At 61.9% G+C, this 16981-nt stretch carries 17 protein-coding genes and 1 tRNA gene; 15 read left to right on the top strand and 3 right to left on the bottom strand.

All coding sequences use genetic code 11. The features are described 5' to 3' along the window. The first annotated feature begins 1 nt into the window (after position 1). Together pstA and pstB are read left to right on the top strand one after the other, a co-directional pair. A complete protein-coding gene (gene pstA, locus QZ186_RS00570) occupies positions 2-883 on the top strand; it encodes a phosphate ABC transporter permease PstA (protein WP_010317072.1) in 882 nt (293 codons plus the stop codon). A gap of 47 nt (positions 884-930) precedes the next feature. Beyond that, positions 931-1749, top strand: a complete 819-nt coding sequence (pstB, locus tag QZ186_RS00575; protein WP_247478520.1) for a phosphate ABC transporter ATP-binding protein PstB — start codon at positions 931-933, stop codon at positions 1747-1749. A 51-nt stretch (positions 1750-1800) separates the two neighbouring features. Here the strand turns inward: pstB and QZ186_RS00580 are convergent. Continuing rightward, a tRNA-Ser gene (locus QZ186_RS00580) sits at positions 1801-1887 on the bottom strand. A 118-nt stretch (positions 1888-2005) separates the two neighbouring features. Between QZ186_RS00580 and QZ186_RS00585 the strand changes: the two genes are divergently transcribed. From QZ186_RS00585 to QZ186_RS00610, 6 genes are all read left to right on the top strand, one after another. Next, positions 2006-2371 (top strand): 2Fe-2S iron-sulfur cluster-binding protein, encoded by a 366-nt coding sequence (locus tag QZ186_RS00585; protein ID WP_296415096.1) that lies wholly within the window; start codon positions 2006-2008, stop codon positions 2369-2371. Between the two features lie 8 nt (positions 2372-2379). After that, a complete protein-coding gene (locus QZ186_RS00590; RefSeq protein WP_296415097.1) occupies positions 2380-3270 on the top strand; it encodes an inositol monophosphatase family protein in 891 nt (296 codons plus the stop codon). A 28-nt stretch (positions 3271-3298) separates the two neighbouring features. Further along, the gene (locus QZ186_RS00595) at positions 3299-4465 is read left to right on the top strand and encodes an ATP phosphoribosyltransferase regulatory subunit (RefSeq protein ID WP_247478525.1); all 1167 of its coding nucleotides are present in this window, start codon (positions 3299-3301) and stop codon (positions 4463-4465) included. 54 nt (positions 4466-4519) lie between these two features. Next, positions 4520-4744, top strand: a complete 225-nt coding sequence (locus QZ186_RS00600) for a 4Fe-4S dicluster domain-containing protein (protein ID WP_010317082.1) — start codon at positions 4520-4522, stop codon at positions 4742-4744. Positions 4745-4879: 135 nt separating this feature from the next. After that, positions 4880-5008 carry a hypothetical protein gene (locus QZ186_RS00605; RefSeq protein WP_296415101.1) on the top strand — a complete coding sequence of 43 codons (129 nt, stop codon included), beginning with the start codon at positions 4880-4882 and terminating at the stop codon, positions 5006-5008. A gap of 69 nt (positions 5009-5077) precedes the next feature. Further along, positions 5078-5344, top strand: coding sequence for a hypothetical protein (locus QZ186_RS00610; RefSeq protein WP_247478527.1), 267 nt, complete (start codon positions 5078-5080; stop codon positions 5342-5344). 274 nt (positions 5345-5618) lie between these two features. On the opposite strand, the gene QZ186_RS00615 is transcribed toward QZ186_RS00610, so the two are convergent. Then, the gene (locus tag QZ186_RS00615) at positions 5619-6455 is read right to left on the bottom strand and encodes a DUF3598 family protein (RefSeq protein WP_296415102.1); all 837 of its coding nucleotides are present in this window, start codon (positions 6453-6455) and stop codon (positions 5619-5621) included. Positions 6456-6605: 150 nt separating this feature from the next. Here QZ186_RS00615 and htpG point away from each other — a divergent pair, with 150 nt between their 5' ends. The 6 genes from htpG to QZ186_RS00645 all read left to right on the top strand — a co-directional run bounded on the left by htpG (position 6606) and on the right by QZ186_RS00645 (position 14148). Continuing rightward, positions 6606-8510 carry a molecular chaperone HtpG gene (gene htpG, locus QZ186_RS00620; protein ID WP_247479695.1) on the top strand — a complete coding sequence of 635 codons (1905 nt, stop codon included), beginning with the start codon at positions 6606-6608 and terminating at the stop codon, positions 8508-8510. 155 nt (positions 8511-8665) lie between these two features. Then, on the top strand, positions 8666-10129 hold the full coding sequence (gene ggpS, locus QZ186_RS00625; protein WP_296415105.1) for a glucosylglycerol-phosphate synthase: 1464 nt from the start codon (positions 8666-8668) through the stop codon (positions 10127-10129). 5 nt (positions 10130-10134) lie between these two features. Continuing rightward, positions 10135-11391: an ABC transporter substrate-binding protein gene (locus QZ186_RS00630; protein WP_296415106.1), complete on the top strand. Its 1257-nt coding sequence runs from the start codon at positions 10135-10137 to the stop codon at positions 11389-11391. Continuing rightward, complete coding sequence (locus tag QZ186_RS00635) at positions 11392-12282, top strand: carbohydrate ABC transporter permease (protein WP_296415107.1); 891 nt, start codon at positions 11392-11394, stop codon at positions 12280-12282. After that, on the top strand, positions 12282-13073 hold the full coding sequence (locus QZ186_RS00640) for a carbohydrate ABC transporter permease (RefSeq protein ID WP_296415108.1): 792 nt from the start codon (positions 12282-12284) through the stop codon (positions 13071-13073). The genes QZ186_RS00635 and QZ186_RS00640 overlap by 1 nt, the downstream gene beginning before the upstream one ends. Before the next feature lie 31 nt (positions 13074-13104). Continuing rightward, positions 13105-14148 carry an ABC transporter ATP-binding protein gene (locus QZ186_RS00645; RefSeq protein WP_296415110.1) on the top strand — a complete coding sequence of 348 codons (1044 nt, stop codon included), beginning with the start codon at positions 13105-13107 and terminating at the stop codon, positions 14146-14148. 6 nt (positions 14149-14154) lie between these two features. Here the strand turns inward: QZ186_RS00645 and QZ186_RS00650 are convergent, their stop codons facing one another. Then, positions 14155-15699: a hypothetical protein gene (locus tag QZ186_RS00650; RefSeq protein ID WP_296415112.1), complete on the bottom strand. Its 1545-nt coding sequence runs from the start codon at positions 15697-15699 to the stop codon at positions 14155-14157. A 54-nt stretch (positions 15700-15753) separates the two neighbouring features. On the opposite strand from QZ186_RS00650, the gene stpA reads away from it, so the two are divergent. Next, a complete protein-coding gene (stpA, locus tag QZ186_RS00655; RefSeq protein WP_296415113.1) occupies positions 15754-16959 on the top strand; it encodes a glucosylglycerol 3-phosphatase in 1206 nt (401 codons plus the stop codon). Positions 16960-16981 lie beyond the last annotated feature (22 nt).

A 16981-nucleotide genomic window follows, 5' to 3' on the forward strand; every position in this document is an offset into this window, starting at 1 on the left:
CATGACCCTTTCTCAATACGGAAGCCTTCGTTACCGCAACGGCCTGGCCCGCAATCTTTGGAATCGGATCTTCACCACGGTTGCAGCACTCTTCACCGGACTGGCGGTCCTTCCGCTCGTGCTGGTGCTGGTTTATGTGCTGCTCAAGGGCGGCTCGCTGATCAATTGGCAGCTCCTCACTGAATTGCCACCCCCTCCGGGGCTCGATGGCGGCGGCATTGGTAACGCGATCGTTGGCACCCTGTTGATTACGGCCTTGGCCAGCTTGATCGCCATTCCCGTGGGAGTTGGCGGCGGCATTTACCTGGCGGAGTATTCACGCTCTGGCGGCTTCGCCCAGTTCGTGCGTTTTGGCACGAATGTGCTTTCTGGCGTGCCGTCGATCATCTGCGGCGTCTTTATCTATGGACTCATCGTCAGCACCCGGGTCATTGCTGGCCAGAGCTACAGCGCCGTTGCGGGGGGGATGGCACTGGCTGTGCTGATGATTCCCACGGTGATCAAGACCACCGATGAAGGACTGAAGCTGGTGCCCCAGGAACTCCGCTGGGGTGCCATGGGCGTTGGGGCTTCGAAGGTCGTGACGATTACGCGGGTCACGCTTCCTGCGGCCTTCGCACCGATCGCGACGGGTGTTGTCCTGGGGATCGCCCGGGCAGCGGGCGAGACAGCACCGCTGATCTTCACAGCTCTTTTCTCACCGTTCTGGGCCGATGGGGTACTCAACCCAATCGCCTCGATGTCGGTGCTGATCTACAACTACGCGATCATGCCCTACGAGGCCCAAATCTCCTTGGCTTGGGCGGCCTCCTTCGTCTTGGTGATGATGATCCTGTTGGCCAATCTGCTGGCCCGCTGGATCGGGCGCCTCTCCAGCACCTGATCTGGGCCCTTCCCTCTGCTTTCTCAACACGTCTGAGCACCACGATCGTGATCTCCTCCCCCCCGGCCAGCCCCAACGTCAGCAGCAACGGGGTTTGCCTATCCCTGCAGGATGTCTCGATCAGCTACGGCAGCAAGGAAGCCGTTCGGGGGGTCTATATGGAGATCCCGCGCGGCCAGGTCACGGCCTTTATTGGCCCCTCCGGCTGTGGCAAGAGCACGGTGCTTCGGGCCCTGAACCGGATGAACGACTTGATCGACGGCTGTTCGATCAAGGGTCGCGTCGTCTTCGATCAACAGGACATCTATGCCCGGCACGTTGATCCGGTCGAAGTTCGCCGGCGGATTGGCATGGTCTTCCAGAAACCCAATCCGTTTCCGAAAAGCATCTACGAGAACATCGCCTTTGGTGCCCGCGTGAATGGTTACCAGGGCGATATGGACGAACTCGTAGAGCGCTCTCTGCGCAAAGCGGCTCTCTGGGATGAGACCAAGGACAAACTCAGAGAAAGTGGCTATGCCCTCTCAGGCGGCCAGCAGCAGCGCCTCTGCATCGCAAGGACCATTGCCATTGAGCCCGAGGTCATCTTGATGGATGAACCTTGCTCAGCTCTGGATCCGATCTCCACGTTGAAGATCGAAGAAATGATGCATGAGCTCAAGAAGAACTACACGATTGTGATCGTGACGCACAACATGCAGCAGGCCGTTCGCGTCAGCGATTACACCGGTTTCTTTAATGTCAGCCAGCGCAGTGACCGCGAGAGCAAGGTTGGAGCGCTCGTTGAATTTGCAGAGACGGAGCAAATCTTTAATGCTCCTAAAGAACAGGCTACCCAGGACTACGTCACCGGCCGTTTTGGCTGAGTTCGTTCAAAAATTGGCATGAAAAAGCCGCTCAGAGAGCGGCTTTCCAAACGGAGAGGGAGGGATTCGAACCCTCGATAGAGTTGCCCCTATACAGCATTTCCAGTGCTGCGCCTTCGACCACTCGGCCACCTCTCCGTGAGGGGCTTTTCGCAGCTCCATCTCTGGATCCAAAGACCACAGAAGACGTCGCGGCTGCGCGGGGGCAACGACGAGAATGTAGCAGTCACTGCTCCCCCCGTTGGATTGCTGCTCCATGCACAGTCACCCGATCACGGTTCATTGGCGCCAGGAGAACCGCACGATCCAGCTGAACGTGCCTGAAGGGGAGTACATCCTCAAAAGCTTTGAACAGCAGGGAGAACCCCTGCCCTTCAGTTGCCGCAACGGGTGCTGCACCGCCTGCGCCGTGCGGGTGCTCGAGGGCCAGATCGACCAGCGTGAAGCCCTGGGCCTCTCGAAGGAGGTCCGAAGCCGTGGCTACGGCCTGCTCTGCGTGGCCAGGGCCACGGGACCCCTGGAAGTGGAGACCCAGGATGAGGACGAGGTCTACGAACTGCAGTTCGGACGCCACTTCGGCCGCGGCAAGGTGCGGGCAGGACTGCCCCTGGATGAGGAATGACGCCAGCGATGACGACACGACTGACCGATCAAGCAGCCCAAGGGTCGGGTCTGAGTTCAGCTGAGCTGGAACGCCTCAGTGCCGTGGCCAGGCAGGCGGCTGCGGCAGGAGCAGCCGAGCTGAAGTCCCTGTTTGGACGACTGGAGCGGATCCGCGAAAAGGGCCGCGCCGGTGATCTCGTGACCGAAGCCGATGTGGCTGCCGAGCAGGCGGTGCTGAGGGTTCTTTCAGAGCAGACCCCCGACCTGGGGGTCCTGGCTGAGGAGAGCGGAAGGAAGGAAGGGAAAGACAGCGCCCTGCAGTGGTGCGTCGATCCCCTCGACGGCACCACGAACTACGCCCATGGCTATCCCTTTTTTGGCACCTCCATTGGTCTGACCTGGCGCGGCCAGCCCCTGCTGGGTGCCCTCGCGGTGCCAGCCCTCGAGCGGCTCTATTGGGCCGCCCCTGGCCTTGGCGCCTGGTGCAACGACGAGGCCATACAGGTCAGCAGCTGCAGCAGCCTTGGAGAGTCCTTGTTGGTCACGGGCTTTGCCTATGACCGCCACACCCGCTTGGACAACAACTACGCGGAATTCGCTTACTTCACCCACCGAACCCGCGGTGTCCGCCGGGGTGGTGCAGCGGCTGTTGATCTGGCGTTTGTGGCCCAGGGTCTGCTGGATGGCTATTGGGAGCGCGGTCTCTCTCCATGGGACCTCGCCGCAGGCATGGCCCTGGTGGAGCAGGCCGGTGGCGTGGTCTGTGCCTACGACGGATCCCCCGCTGAATTGGCCAGTGGAAAGCTGATTGCCTGCACGCCTGAGCTGCAACAGGCCCTCGTGGATGGGCTTGCTCAATGCAAACCATTGGCGGGCAGCAGCTTTGGTGCGCCCGAGCTGGATCAGCCCACTCCATAGGATCGGGCGACTTCGACCTGGCCTTGCGATGGCACTTCAACCGGCTGCCGGAACCAGGGATCTCAATCCCCGTGAGGTGGACGGCAACCGTTGGCTGTCCGAGCAACTGGGCCAGGTCTATCGCCTCTGGGGATACGTCGAAGTCAGTCCCCCGAGCGTCGAGCGGCTGCAGACCTTGGAGGCCGGTGGTCGCATCAATGACCGGGAAGTGGTTCGTCTTGCCAGCGATGACCCCTTAGGTCTCCGTCCCGAGATGACTGCCTCGATTGCCAGGGCCGCCTGCACACGCATGGCGGAGCTCCCCAGGCCGCTGCGTCTCTGGAGTTGTGGCACCGTCTTTCGCAGCGTTCAAAGCGACACCGGCCAACAGCGCCTTGAAGAGCAACTTCAGAGCGGCGTTGAACTATTAGGCGGTCACGCCAGCGTCGCCGATGCTGAGTTGCTGCGCCTCCTGCTCGCCTGCATCGCCAAGGTCGGCATCGGGGCAGAGCATCGGCCAAAGCTGCTGCTGGGCCACCACGGTGTTCTCTCCGCCCTGCTCAATCAGGTTCCGCCGGAGCAACGCAACGCCGTCAGAAAGGCCCTGATCAGTTTTGATCCGCTTGCTCTGGCCGGCCTGCAGCTGCCAAGCGAGCAACGCCAGAGCCTTGAGCAATTGATGCGTCTACGTGGCGCTCCGGATCAGGTCCTAAGGCAGCTGGAATCGATGCTCGGCCCCTCCAGTGACCTGGAGCACCTCAGCGCCAGCCTCCAGTTGGTGGCCTCCGCTGCAACCGAGGCCCATGTTGAGCTGCAGCTCGACCCCACCTTCCAACCCCACTTCGACCTCTATGACGGTCTGGTGCTGAAGGTCGTCTGCCAGGGCGTCGATGCTCCAGTCGAGATCGCCAGTGGTGGTCGTTACGACGCCCTGGTGGAGCGCTTTGGTGGTGCGGCCTCAGGCCTCGGGTTCAGCTTCGACCTCGAGGCAATCCAGGGACTGCTTGGAACAGAGAACACTGCACCGCAGCAACGGGCCGTCACGCTGCTCAGCGTTCGAGACCTCAGTCAGCTTCCCGCGGCCTTTGCCGCCCAGGCTGAACAGCATGCCAAGGGTCAAGCCTGCATGCTCCTGGATCGCCCCTGTGGCTCAGAGGCTGAGGCACAAGCCGAAGCCGCAGCACGCGGTTGCCAAGCCGTGATCTGGATGGGCTGAGACAGCACCCCCAGCCCAACTCCTTAAGATCCAGCCCACCCCAGCAACCTGCCGATGGCTCACACGATCGTCACCGACGTCTGCGAAGGCGTGGCCGATTGCGTTGATGCCTGCCCTGTGGCCTGCATCAACCCAGGAACGGGAGCCAACGCCAAGGGAACCGAGTTCTACTGGATCGACTTCGACACCTGCATCGACTGCGGCATCTGCCTTCAGGTCTGCCCCGTTGCGGGTGCCATCGTCCCCGAGGAGAAGCCAGAGCTCCAGCGCGCCGCCTAACCCTTAGGTCAGGGCTTAAGCATTTCTTTGGTTTTTGGCCAGGTGCCGCGCTTGAGTGGATCCATCTGCGGTGGTTTTGCCGTGTCCCTTGAGCCAGGCGCGCTGGTCAAATTGAGCGCGAAACCGGATTGCATCTTGCAGCTGGTCAATCTTGATGAGGTCAGCGGTTCTGCCTGGGTCAGACCCTGGCCCCTGCTTCCCAGCCATTCCGCCACCTTCACGGTCTGCCTGAGCGATCTGGATCAAGCCCAGCCGGTTGGTTAAAAGAGTGTGAGGAGTGACGCCACTGCTTGAGGTTCTCCTCAAAGTGGAATTTCCTCCGGGAAGAGAAATATGAATTGGCGAATCCTGAACGAACCTCAACGACTGCAGCAAAGGATCTACCGCCTGATCGACGGGCTCTGCGAGCCGCACCGCCAACTTGACGCCCTGTACCCCAGCCTCGAGGCGGCAATCGAGGATGCCATCGGCTGGCTGCAGCAGAGCAGCATTAATCCCCTCGAGCATCCGGTAGGAGTCGAGGTCGCCACGGGCACCGGGGATTGGCGCACGCTGCGCTCCCCAGAACCCTTGCTGTGCCGCTCGGCTGTGCATCAGTAGGGGCAGCCCCAAGGCGGCGGATGAGCAGAGATCCCTACAGCGGACGCGTGAAGCCCGGGGACTACCACTGTCCCTACTGCGCCCCTCGGCCCACGCGAGCTGTCCAGGGGCCCAACGGACAGCCCCATTGCGCCTATTGCGGTGATCCTCTCCACAGGGAACCCCATGGCCGGGGTCGGCAGCTCGCTGCCGTTCTGGTGATCAGTGGCTTCCTGGCCCCTCTACTCAGCCTCCTCTGGCTGGCTCTACAACCGACGCAACCGCCCCGACGTCCTCAGCCCGCAGAACGCGTTGCCCTGATCTGGGTGGCTGAGAGCCAGGCACCGGACGCGTCGTAGCGACGGATCAAGCGCTGCATGCTGTTGGGCGTTGGCATCCAACCGGCCTCAAGCTGAAAGGCAGCGCGATGGCTGACCTGGACGGGACGCAGGTTGAAGCCGGCATCCGGGAGCAACTGCAGCTGCAGCTCCTGCTCGCCGCCAGCGGTTCCGAGGCAGGGACCCTGCAGGACACCGCTGATCTCGTGTTCCTGGGGACCGATCTGGGTGCGGAGCGAAAACCCCTGGGCGCCCTCTTGGCTGATCTGGAAGGAGGCCTGATCAAGGCTGGGTTCCGGCCAGTCGGCACTGATGGTGGAAGCCTGACCGCTCCATTGGCCGGCCAGGCGATCGAGGCTCGCGGAGGGTTGCTCTTCTCCGTGGCCGCCCGAGCGGAATTCGCGGATCAGAACCAACTTGCTAAAGCGACCGTCATTGCCGTGCAGTTGCACCAAACGGTGGCGCCGGTCGCCATCCACAAAGCCGAACTCCCCACCAAATTCGGCACCTGGGGACACCTGCAACGTGCCCTTGCAGAACGTCCCGTTCTCGAAAAACACGACCTGTTTGCCGAGGTTTCGGTAGTCCTGCGCCATCTCATGGATAGGGACACCGTCGTAACCCTCCGGGCCAAAGCGGCGCAGGCTGAAGCGCACTAAACGCTCCTCCTCTCCTTCCTCCAACCGCAAAATCGATGGGGTCGTGTCGGCGATCGATCCATCGGCGGCTAAGCCGCAAAACGTCCCTCGCCACTCGCCCAGGTTGCGCAGGAAGTTGTCCCACTGACTGGACATGAGCTCAGGCGTAACGCGAGTCGGAAGCTAGAGGCTGAGCATCGAGGTCGTGAGCAGCAGATCCAGGGGGGTCGGTTTCCTGCCCACCGCTGCCCCTTGGCGTCAGCCCCTCGCTAGGGAGATTCTGGTGATCACGTTGTGATCAGAGCCGTGGTGCTTCAGGCGGAACAGGGTCAAATCCAGATCCATACCGAGAACATCTTTCCGATCATCAAAAAGGCCGTCTACAGCGGCCACGAGGTGTTCCTGCGGGAACTGGTCAGCAATGGCGTCGATGCCATCAGCAAGCGCCGCATGGCGTCCATGGCTGGCGACTGCAGCGAGGGAGCGGAGGGGAAGATCAGCATCCGCATCGACCGCGAAGCCAAGACCCTCACCATTTCCGACAACGGCATCGGCATGACCGCCGATGAGGTCAAGCGCTACATCAACCAGGTGGCCTTCTCGAGCGCCGAGGACTTTCTCGAGAAGTACAAGCAAGAGTCCGACGCGATCATTGGCCACTTCGGACTGGGCTTCTACAGCAGCTTCATGGTCGCCAAGCAGGTGGAGCTGGTGACCCGCTCCGCCCGGGGAGAGTCCGAGGCCGTTCGCTGGAGCTGTGATGGCTCCCCGAACTTCAGCCTTGAAGCAGCCGAGCGCTCCGAGCCCGGCACGGACGTGATCCTCCATCTGATGGAGGAAGAGGAGGAATACATCGAGCCGGCTCGGATCCGGACGCTGATCACCACCTACTGCGACTTCATGCCAGTGGAGGTGCAGCTCGAAGGCGAGACCGTCAACAAACGCGAAGCCCCCTGGCGCAAGAGCCCTCGCGAGCTCAGCGATGAGGACTACATCGAGCTCTATCGCTATCTCTACCCCTTCCAGGGGGACCCCCTGCTCTGGGTGCACCTCAACACCGACTACCCCTACAACCTGCAGGGGATTCTTTATTTCCCCAAATCCACCGGCCGTGCGGATTGGGAAAAGGGCGAGATCAAGCTCTACTGCAACCAGGTCTTCGTCAGCGATTCGATCAAGGAGGTCGTCCCCCGCTACCTCCTGCCCCTGCGAGGTGTCATCGACTCACCGGACATTCCGCTGAACGTCAGCCGATCGGCTCTGCAAACCGACAGGCGGGTGCGCTCCATCGGCAACTTCGTCGCCAAAAAGGTGGGTGACCGCCTGAAGGAACTCCATCGGGACGAACCGAAGCGTTACGCCGAGATCTGGGAATCGCTGGCCCCCTTCATCAAGATCGGTGCCATGGAAGACGAGAAGTTCGCCGATCAGGTGGCCGAGCTCGTTCTCTTTGGCACCACCGCCGCTGCGGCCGAGGGAGACAACGCTGATCCGATCGCAGCTGAGGGGGGTAAGGCCTTCACGACCCTGGGGGGCTACCGCTCACGCCTTGGCAGCGACAACGACAAGCGCATCCTCTATTGCACCGATGAGGCCGGTCAGGCCGGCGCCCTCGCCCTCTGGAAGAGCCAGGGAGCTGAGGTGCTGTTAGCCGACACCTTCATCGACACCCAATTCATTCCCTGGCTGGAATACCGCCATGAGGAACTGAAGTTCCAGCGGGTCGACAGCGAACTGGATGACTCGCTTCAGGAGAAGGACAACGAGATCAGCGACGCCGAGGGCAAGGACAGCTCAGAGAAGTTGAGGGACCTCTTCAAGGCAGCGCTCTCCAACGACAAGGTCACGGTCCAGGTCCAGGCCCTCAAGGGTGAGAACGCCCCTGCGGCCCTGATTCTTCTGCCTGAGCAGATGCGCCGGATGAATGACATGGGCGCCTTGATGGAGCAGCGCCTCCCCGGTCTGCCAGACCATCACGTGCTGCTGGTCAACCGCAAGCACCGTCTGGTCGAGGGATTGATCAAGCTCTCGGCCGGTTCGGTCATCACCGGAGCGGGCTCCAGTCCTAGCCAGGCTTTGGCCGACAACCTCAGCCGCCATCTCTATGAAATGGCGCGACTGGCCGTCGGCGGACTCGAGCCCAATGAACTCGCCGGGTTCCAGCAACGCAGCTGCGATCTGATGGGGCAGCTGATGGAGCGCGGTCTCTAGGACGCCTGCCCTCTTGAGAGGCCCTTGGGTTTGACATCCCTTGGGCTCTAGGGGATGGTGGAGATTGCCTGTCTGGGCTGGCTAACCCTTCGCAGCCCAGGGCCGACCCTGCAAATGGCACGGCCTGATGGACAGGTGATCCCTGCCGCTTCCGCATGCCGAGCTCCTTCGTCCTCGTCTATCACCGTTCCCCTTTTGACGAGGTGATCGAAGCGGACGGAACCAGGCAGTGGCGAGACCAGAAGAGCCCCAACGGCATCATCCCAACCCTCCGCAATCTGTTCCGCTCCCATCCCTCAGGCACCTGGATTGCCTGGCGAGAGAACGAGGATCCAGGGGCCGAAGATGAAACGCTGACGATCGAGGAGCCGATTGCCATTCGGCTCAGGCGGATTCCGCTGCGTCAGGAGCAGATCGGCAGTTTTTATCACGTCACATCCAAGGAATCGATCTGGCCGATCCTGCACAGCTTTCCCAGCTTTTTTGAGGTCAATAACGCGGACTGGCAGACCTTCAGGGAGGTCAATCAACGCTTTGCGGAGGCGGCCTGCAATGAAGCGGCCCCTGGGGCTTCCATTTGGATTCACGACTACAACCTCTGGCTAGCGCCAGGGTTCATCCGGGCCCTGCGCCCCGACGTCAAGATCAGCTTTTTCCATCACACGCCCTTCCCCAGCAGTGATGTCTTCAGCATCCTGCCTTGGAGGGAGGAGATCGTCGAAAGCCTGCTCTGCTGCGACGCCGTGGGCTTCCATATCCCGCGCTACGCCGAAAATTTCGCACGGGCGGCGTCCAGCTTGCTGCCGGTCAAGAAGGGACCGAAAGCGTCGATTGCCGACCATTTCATGCCCTGCGGCAGCGCCCTGGCCCAACCCGATGCAACCCCCTGGCTGGAGCACAACGGCCACCGCGTCAAGCTCGTCGCAACACCGGTCGGCACCAGTCCGGATGTGATTCGCGAGGTCCGCGATTCACCGTCCGTTCAAGCGCTGATCAAGGAGATCGAGACAAATACCAAACGTGGTCGTACCTTGATTCTCTCGGCCAGTCGAGTCGACTACACCAAGGGAAACGAAGAGCTCCTGCGCGCGTTTGAACGCCTGCTGGAGCGCAACGAGGCCATCCATGGCCAAGTGGTTTTGGTCTTGGCCTGTGTGGCAGCCAACACCGGCATGAAGGTCTATGAGGACACCCAACGGGGCATTGAAGAAACGGTCGGTCGCATCAACGGTCGTTTCAGCAAGATCGATTGGGTGCCCATCCGGTTGACCACCCAACGCATTCCCTACGAGGAAATGGTGGCCTGGTTTGCCGCATCGGACATCTGCTGGATCACGCCGCTTCGCGATGGTCTGAACCTGGTGGCCAAGGAATATGCCGCGGCACGCAAGGGCCAGGGCGGAAGCCTGGTCCTCTCTGAGTTCACCGGCGCATCGGTGGTGATGAAGGGTGCGGTGCTCACCAACCCCTACTCCCATCGACGCATGGATGAGGCCATCGACCTGGCGCTCAGCCTCTCGGGCGAGGAGCAACGGGAGCGGATGGCGTCCATGGCCGCCTCGGTGGACCAGCTGAGCGTCGACCACTGGGCCAAGGAACAACTCGAGGCCATTCAGTAGCAGCCATGGGACGGAGAGGTTGGCTGGTGGGACTGAGCTGTCTCTTGGGCAGCCTGCTCATCAGCCTTGTGCTCTGGGCCCAACCCCGCAAAGAGCCGGTTTCGATCCTGATGCCGGCTCCCTTCGCGGATGCCACGGTTGAACTTGTCGAGACCTTCAACCGCGAGCACCCCAACATTGACTTGACGGTGACCCGGGGACCCCTGGAAACAGAGGCCGTCTCAGACCTGGCCATCAGCAGCCTCTTGCTTGGCAACAGTCCCTACGACGTCCTCCTGATGGACGTCACCTGGACGCCGAAATACGCCAAGGCCGGCTGGCTCGAACCCCTCGATGGCTGGCTCGGAGACGATGCCCTGAGCGATCTCGCCCCAGGAGCTGAGCTTGGCAATGCCTTTGATGGCCACCTCTGGCGCTTCCCCCTGGTGGCTGACATGGGTCTGCTGTTCTGGCGCACGGACCTCATGGACGCACCTCCCAGAACACCCGCCGAGCTGGAGGCCATTAGCGCCTCACTGCAACAAGAAGGTCGGGTGCGCTGGGGCTATGTCTGGCAAGGCCGCCAATACGAGGGACTGAGCTGCACCTATCTGGAGGTTCTCCGTGGTTTTGGCGGCCGCTGGCTCCGTGACGGCTCACCTGCACTCGACAGCCCGGAGGCGATTGCAGCCAGCCAATGGCTCCGCAGCCTCGTCAATCGCGGGGTCACGCCTCCCTCGGTGGCCAACATGGCCGAGCCAGAAGCACTTCAGGCCTTTGAAAGTGGCGACGCCGCCTTCATGCGCAACTGGCCCTATGCCTGGGCCGAACTGAACAAGCCGGGCTCAATGCTGGCCGGAAAGGTCGGGATCACCACCATGGTGAGCCTGCCCGGGGAACCCCACGTGGCGACCCAGGGCAGCTGGGGGCTGGCCGTGCTCTCGGGTTCGAACCACAAGCAAGCGGCCGTTGAGGCCCTGCAGTTTTTGACCAGCACAGCAGCCCAAAAAGAGCTCAACCTCAATTGGGGCTATACGCCGACGCGCCTGAGTGTCTTTGAAGACCCTGAGCTGATCAGCGCCAATCCAGTCCTGCCGGAGTTGCAGGCAGCCCTGGCTGCTGCGGTGCTCAGGCCGGTGACGCCGATCTACGCCCAGCTCAGTGACCTGCTCTACCGCGAGGTCAACACGGTGATCGCTGGGGAGATTGCTGCGGCACCAGCCATGGAGACCCTGCAGCGCAACAGCGTTCAACTGGAGCGCTCCACGGGAGGAGTGCAGTAAATGTTCCGCTCACGCCAACAGCTGTGGCTGATGTTGCCGGCCCTGGCGGCGCTAACGCTGATCTTCGTCCTGCCCATCGCTCACTACCTCTGGTTGAGCGTTCACACCCAGACGGTGTTGACCGAGTTGAAGCCAATCCCGGCAGGGGCTGCCCAATGGATCCGGCTCTGGAACGACAGTCGCTTCTGGCAGGACGCCTGGCAGACCCTTCGCTTTGCGGGGTTCTCCGTGACGACGGAAATGGTCCTGGGGCTCGCCATCGCCCTGCTGCTGAACCAGCCCCTACGCGGCAAGAGCAGCTTGCGGCTGATCAGCCTCCTGCCCTGGGCGCTGCCGACAACTGTTATGGCCCTGGGCTGGCGCTGGATCTTTAACGATCCCTATGGCCCGATCAACCAAGCCCTGCATTGGATCGGAGTGGCTCCCGTCGCCTTTCTGGCCAACCCCTCCATCACCTGGATTGCCACGGTCTGGGCTGACACCTGGAAGACCACTCCGTTCGTGGCGTTACTTCTATTGGCCGGTCTGCAGAACATTCCGCGTGATCTCTATGAGGCGGCGCAATTAGAGGGGGCGTCCGCCTGGCAGTCCCTCTGGCGGATCACCATTCCGCTGTTGACCCCCTATCTACTCATCGCCCTGGTCTTCCGCTTGGCCCAGGCGCTGGGGGTCTTTGATCTGGTGCAAGTCCTGACCGGTGGTGGCCCCGCAGGCAGTACGGAAAGCCTCGCCCTCTACGCCTATCTCAATGCGATGCGCTTCCTGGACTTTGGCTACAGCGCCACCGTGATGCTGGGTGCCTTTGCGGGACTGCTTGTGCTCTGCTCTGGCCTGGCGGGTCTCTGGTGGTTCACAAGCAGCCGCCTATCGATCAAGGGAGGAGAGCCCTAATGGCACGCCTGGTCCTCCTGGTCTGGAGCCTCGGGCCGATGCTCTGGCAGCTCTACACCTCCTTCAGGCCCACCGCAGCCCTAACCGGGGATGGCGGTGGAGGCTGGACCCTCGCGCACTACCAGCAGCTCCTCAACGGAAATCCACCGTTTCTGACCTATCTGCTCAACAGCGCGATCGTCGGCTTCAGCAGCACGTTGTTGACCCTGCTCTTGGCCATCCCCTGCGCCTACGCCCTCAGCCGGATGCAGGCCCACCGGGCTCGCAATATCAGCGTCTTGGTGGCGGCTGCCGCTGCCTTCCCCGCGGTACTGCTGTTTTTAGCCCTACTGCAGGTGGCGCGCGACTTTCATCTGGCGAACAACCTTCTGGCCCTGAGCCTTCCCTATGCCGGCCTTTGTTTGCCGCTGGCCATCCTTCTGCTGCAGGCCGCTTTCCGCGATATCCCCGTGGAGTTAGAGGAGGCGGCCCTGATGGAGGGCATGAACCTTTGGCAGCGCCTGCGCTGGGTGCTTCTGCCCCTGATGGCTCCGGCCATCTCCTCGGCAGCACTGTTGATCTTCATCTTCTGCTGGAACGAGTATCCGATCGCCCTGACCTGGTTGAGTCAGTCCGACCTGCTCACCCTCGCCCCAGCGATTGCGCGTATCGCCGGCTCCTCGATTTTCACCGTTCCCTATGGAGCCTTTGCCGCCGCCACCGTTCTAGGTAGCGCGCCATTGCTGCTGATCATGTTGCTGTTCCAACGGCAGATCATCAGTGGCCTCACCCAAGGGGCCATCAAGGGCTAGCCCTGACCAATCACGATCGCTTCACCGCTTGATGACCGCCTCCAGCTCTGCTCGCACAGGTCTTGTTCTCAACCAGCTCTCTCGCAGGGTGGGACAGCAGACCCTGCTGCAGAACCTCAACCTGGAGGTGGCTCCCGGGGAAATTCTGGCTCTGCTGGGGCCCAGTGGTTGCGGCAAAAGCACCACCCTGCGTTGTATCGCAGGCCTCGATCAGGTCAGCAGCGGCAGGATTGAACTGGCTGGAGAGACCATCACAGCCCTTCCACCGGCTCAGCGGAACGTGGCGATGGTGTTCCAGAGCTACGCCCTCTATCCCCACCTCAGCGTGGCTAAAAACCTCAGCCTGGGACTGGAACTCAGGCGAGTTCCCCGTGCGGAGATCGACGGAGAGGTCCAGCGGGTCTTGGCCCTGCTCCAACTCGATGGCTGCCGGGATCGAAAGCCAGCCGAACTCTCCGGAGGACAGCGCCAGCGGGTTGCCCTCGCTCGGGCGCTCCTACGCAAGCCCGCCCTGTTTCTGCTGGACGAGCCCATGAGCAACCTCGATGCCCAGCTCAGGGAAGAGCTGCGCGGCGAACTGCGCGGGATCTTGCACAGCACTGGAGCGCCGGTGGTGTACGTCACCCATGACCAACACGAAGCGATGGGCCTGGCGGACCGCATCGCGGTTCTGAAGGCGGGGGATCTGCAGCAGGTGGGATCAGCCACAGAGCTCTACCAAGATCCAGAGAACCAATTCGTCGCCAGTTTTCTGGGGAGCCCTTCGATCAACCTCTTGCCGCTTCACCCCGGTGAACTCGTCGGTCTGCGGCCCGAGCATTTAGCGCTGGCTGAGGCCGGGGCCCCACAGGACGAACAGGAGGTCGCCGTGGAGGCGCAACGGCAGCATTTGGAGTGGCTTGGCGATCGCGTCATCAGCCACTGGAGAGTGCGGGACACCAGTGTGAAGGTGCTCTCCGATGCCCAAAGCGTCAGCGCAAAGCTGGCGCAAGCCAACGATCGGCCCCTTCAGCTGCGCTGGAGGCGGGAACATGAACTCCACTTCGAGCAGGCCACTGGCCGCCGAATCCGCTGATCGGAACTAGTCCTCCCAGACCGTTTCGATCACATTCATGGCCTGCAGATAAGCAGGGATGTCATCAGCGCTGGCGGACTCATCGTCCACAAAGCTGTCGCCACCGCCCGAACGGCGAGCCAAGTCCGCGACAACTGCACTCACCACGACATCCATTGCCGCTGAGTTGTCGAGATTTTGAAGCGCCTCCGCATAGCGCCTGCTGTGGGTGGGACGCACAGACTCTTGGCAGTAGTTGCTGAGTTCACGGCTCTCGGTCATCACCGAGAAGGCCGATTGTTTGGAGTTTTGCCGGCCAAAGATGGCCATGTAGAGCAGGTTGATCAGCGAGGCGTCATGCAACGGAATGCCGTACTGGCGGACGATCTGGGGCCAGTAGCGCAGGGAGCGCAGGCCCTCGAGTCCCCCTTTGGACAACCCCGCGTCTTCGCACCAGGACTCGAATTCTTCGAGATTCGCCGGGCAGCGACCGTACTCACGCATGCGATTCGCGAGCACGGCCCCCGCCTGGAAATTGCGCGTCGGACTGCCGGCGGTGGGCAGCATCATGCTGCCGCGCACATCGGCAACCATCGCCGTCAACTGCGAGAACGTGTGATCGCGGACCTTCTCCATGTCACCATCGCGCACTAGGGCGGCCTCAATCCTCTGGACGCCATAACCCAATTCCGTCAGGGCAATCGGCTGGCGGTGGTAGAGCCGTTGTCGGTCGGTTCGCGCCATCGAGACGGTGGCCGCTTGATCGAGACACTGCTCCAGCAGCAGGGTCAAGAGGGTCGGAAGAACGCCTGGGTTGTCCCTGTGGAAGGTGTAACCAAAGCCCGCAAAAATCGAGGCCATGTTTTTTGCGGCCTTGATGTATTGCCCTTCGATGTTGTGCACCCCAGCAGAAACCTGAAGGTTGGGGGAAAGGCGATCCAGTAGTCGCGCCCCCAGCAGGGCCGTCAGGGCATTGGGATGGCAGAAATTTGCCGTGAAGCTATCCAGGGGATTGCGCAGGGCTCCATGGCGATGGAAGCCGGTGAAGAAGGCCAAGTTGGGTGCTTTCTGGCACAGCACATAGGCCTCATTGGAGATCGGATCGTGGGTGAACGAACCGGCAAGACAGGCCAGGACAACATGCTCCCGCCCCAACTCTTCGCGCAGCCTGAGGGCCTCCTGGAGGTCCTCCTCGATGTGGTTGCTGTTGGCGCTGAGAACGACTAATTCACAGTTCTGGAGCAAATAGCCCAGGTCGTTGGGCTTCAGCTGGCCGGCCTGCCCGTGGGTGCCCATCCGCTCCATGGTGGCGCGGTGCTCCGGGTCCATCCCTGAGAGCTCCTCGCTCTTGAAGGCTCCGAGAATTTGACGGCCGGGACGCGCGGCCAGAAGCAACCGCGAGCCATCGGTTTGCATCGCGCAGTTGTAGGCCAGCGAAGCGGGATACAAGCCAACGCTGTAGAAGCCGACCTTTCCCTCCTCCAGTGCCAGCAGGCGGCGGCGGATCCGTTCAGGGTCCAGGTTGGATTCGAAAAAACCGTTCTGCAAGATCACATCGGGGCCTTCCCCCATCCTTACGGGCCAGGGGGACCCATGGGAGGGTGGAACCCGTTCGACGAGGAACCGATGGCGCGTCTCTCCCTGATCGAACTGAAGCAGCAGATCAGCGCCGACCCGAACGTCCTGATCGTTCAGGATCTCGACGGTGTCTGTATGCCGCTGGTGCGCGATCCGTTAACCCGGGTCCTACCGGTGGCGTACATCCAGGCAGTCGCCAAGCTGGGGCATCGATTTCGCGTCCTCACCAACGGCGAGCACAGCAGCACCCGCGGCGTGAATCGACTCGTTGAAAGCGCCCTAGCGCCAGGACGAGATCCGGCCGCTGAGGGTTTGTATCTTCCAGGCTTGGCGGCGGGCGGGGTGCAATCCCAAACCCGCCATGGCTTGATCAGCCATCCGGGAGTCACGCCAGCGGAACTCCAGTTTCTGAAGGCCGTCCCCACGCTGCTCAGCCGAGGGGTGGGGGAGATCATTCGCCAGATCGCTCCGGATGCTCAAGCGGAAGAACAGGAGCGTCTTGCCCAGGCCGCCGTGCTGGATAACGAACTCTCGCCAACACTGAACCTCAATGTTCTTTTTGCTGGCCTGTGCCCGGAAGTCGAAGAACAACGTCGGCTACAGCGGCTCAGCCTCGGATTGCTCCAGAACATCGAGAAGCAAGCGCAGGAGCAGGGGCTGGCCGATTCGTTTTTCGTGCACCTGGCACCCAACCTGGGCCAGCACAAGGGACAAGAACAACTGAAGTGGGCCAGCCCTGAGCACCGCGGGACCAGCGACTTCCAATTCATGCTCCGCGGCGCTGTCAAGGAAGCGGGCCTCTTGGTGCTCCTCAACCAGCACATCGAACGGACCACGGGCAAAGCTCCCCTCGGCGCGGACTTCAACGTGCGCTCCGCCCCAAGAACAGCGGAGGGGCTGCTGGCGTTGGCAGAGGACTGCATCGCCCCAGAAAGCATGCCCACGTTGATCGGCATTGCCGACACGATCACGTCTGAATGGGTCGTGGAGGGCGACCAAGCCGGTTGGCGCCGTGGGGGCAGCGACCGTGGCTTTTTGACGTTGTTGCAGCAGATCGGACAGACCTTTGAAACCCCTAATCGAGTGGTCTTGATCGACAGCAGTGGAGGGGAACTGGATCGCCCCAGCCTCCAAGATCCAGAGCTCAAAGGTCTGAGTGATCCGGAGGATCCCTTGCGGCTGGATGTGCTTGTTCCGGGGGGGCCAGAGGCCTATGTGGAGTGGTTTGTTGATTTGGCAGACAACGTCTTTTAAAACGTTGGGCTGACAGCGGCAG

Source organism: Vulcanococcus sp. DEBay_Sum29NL08_54, from assembly GCF_017859255.1.
Taxonomy (GTDB): domain Bacteria; phylum Cyanobacteriota; class Cyanobacteriia; order PCC-6307; family Cyanobiaceae; genus Vulcanococcus.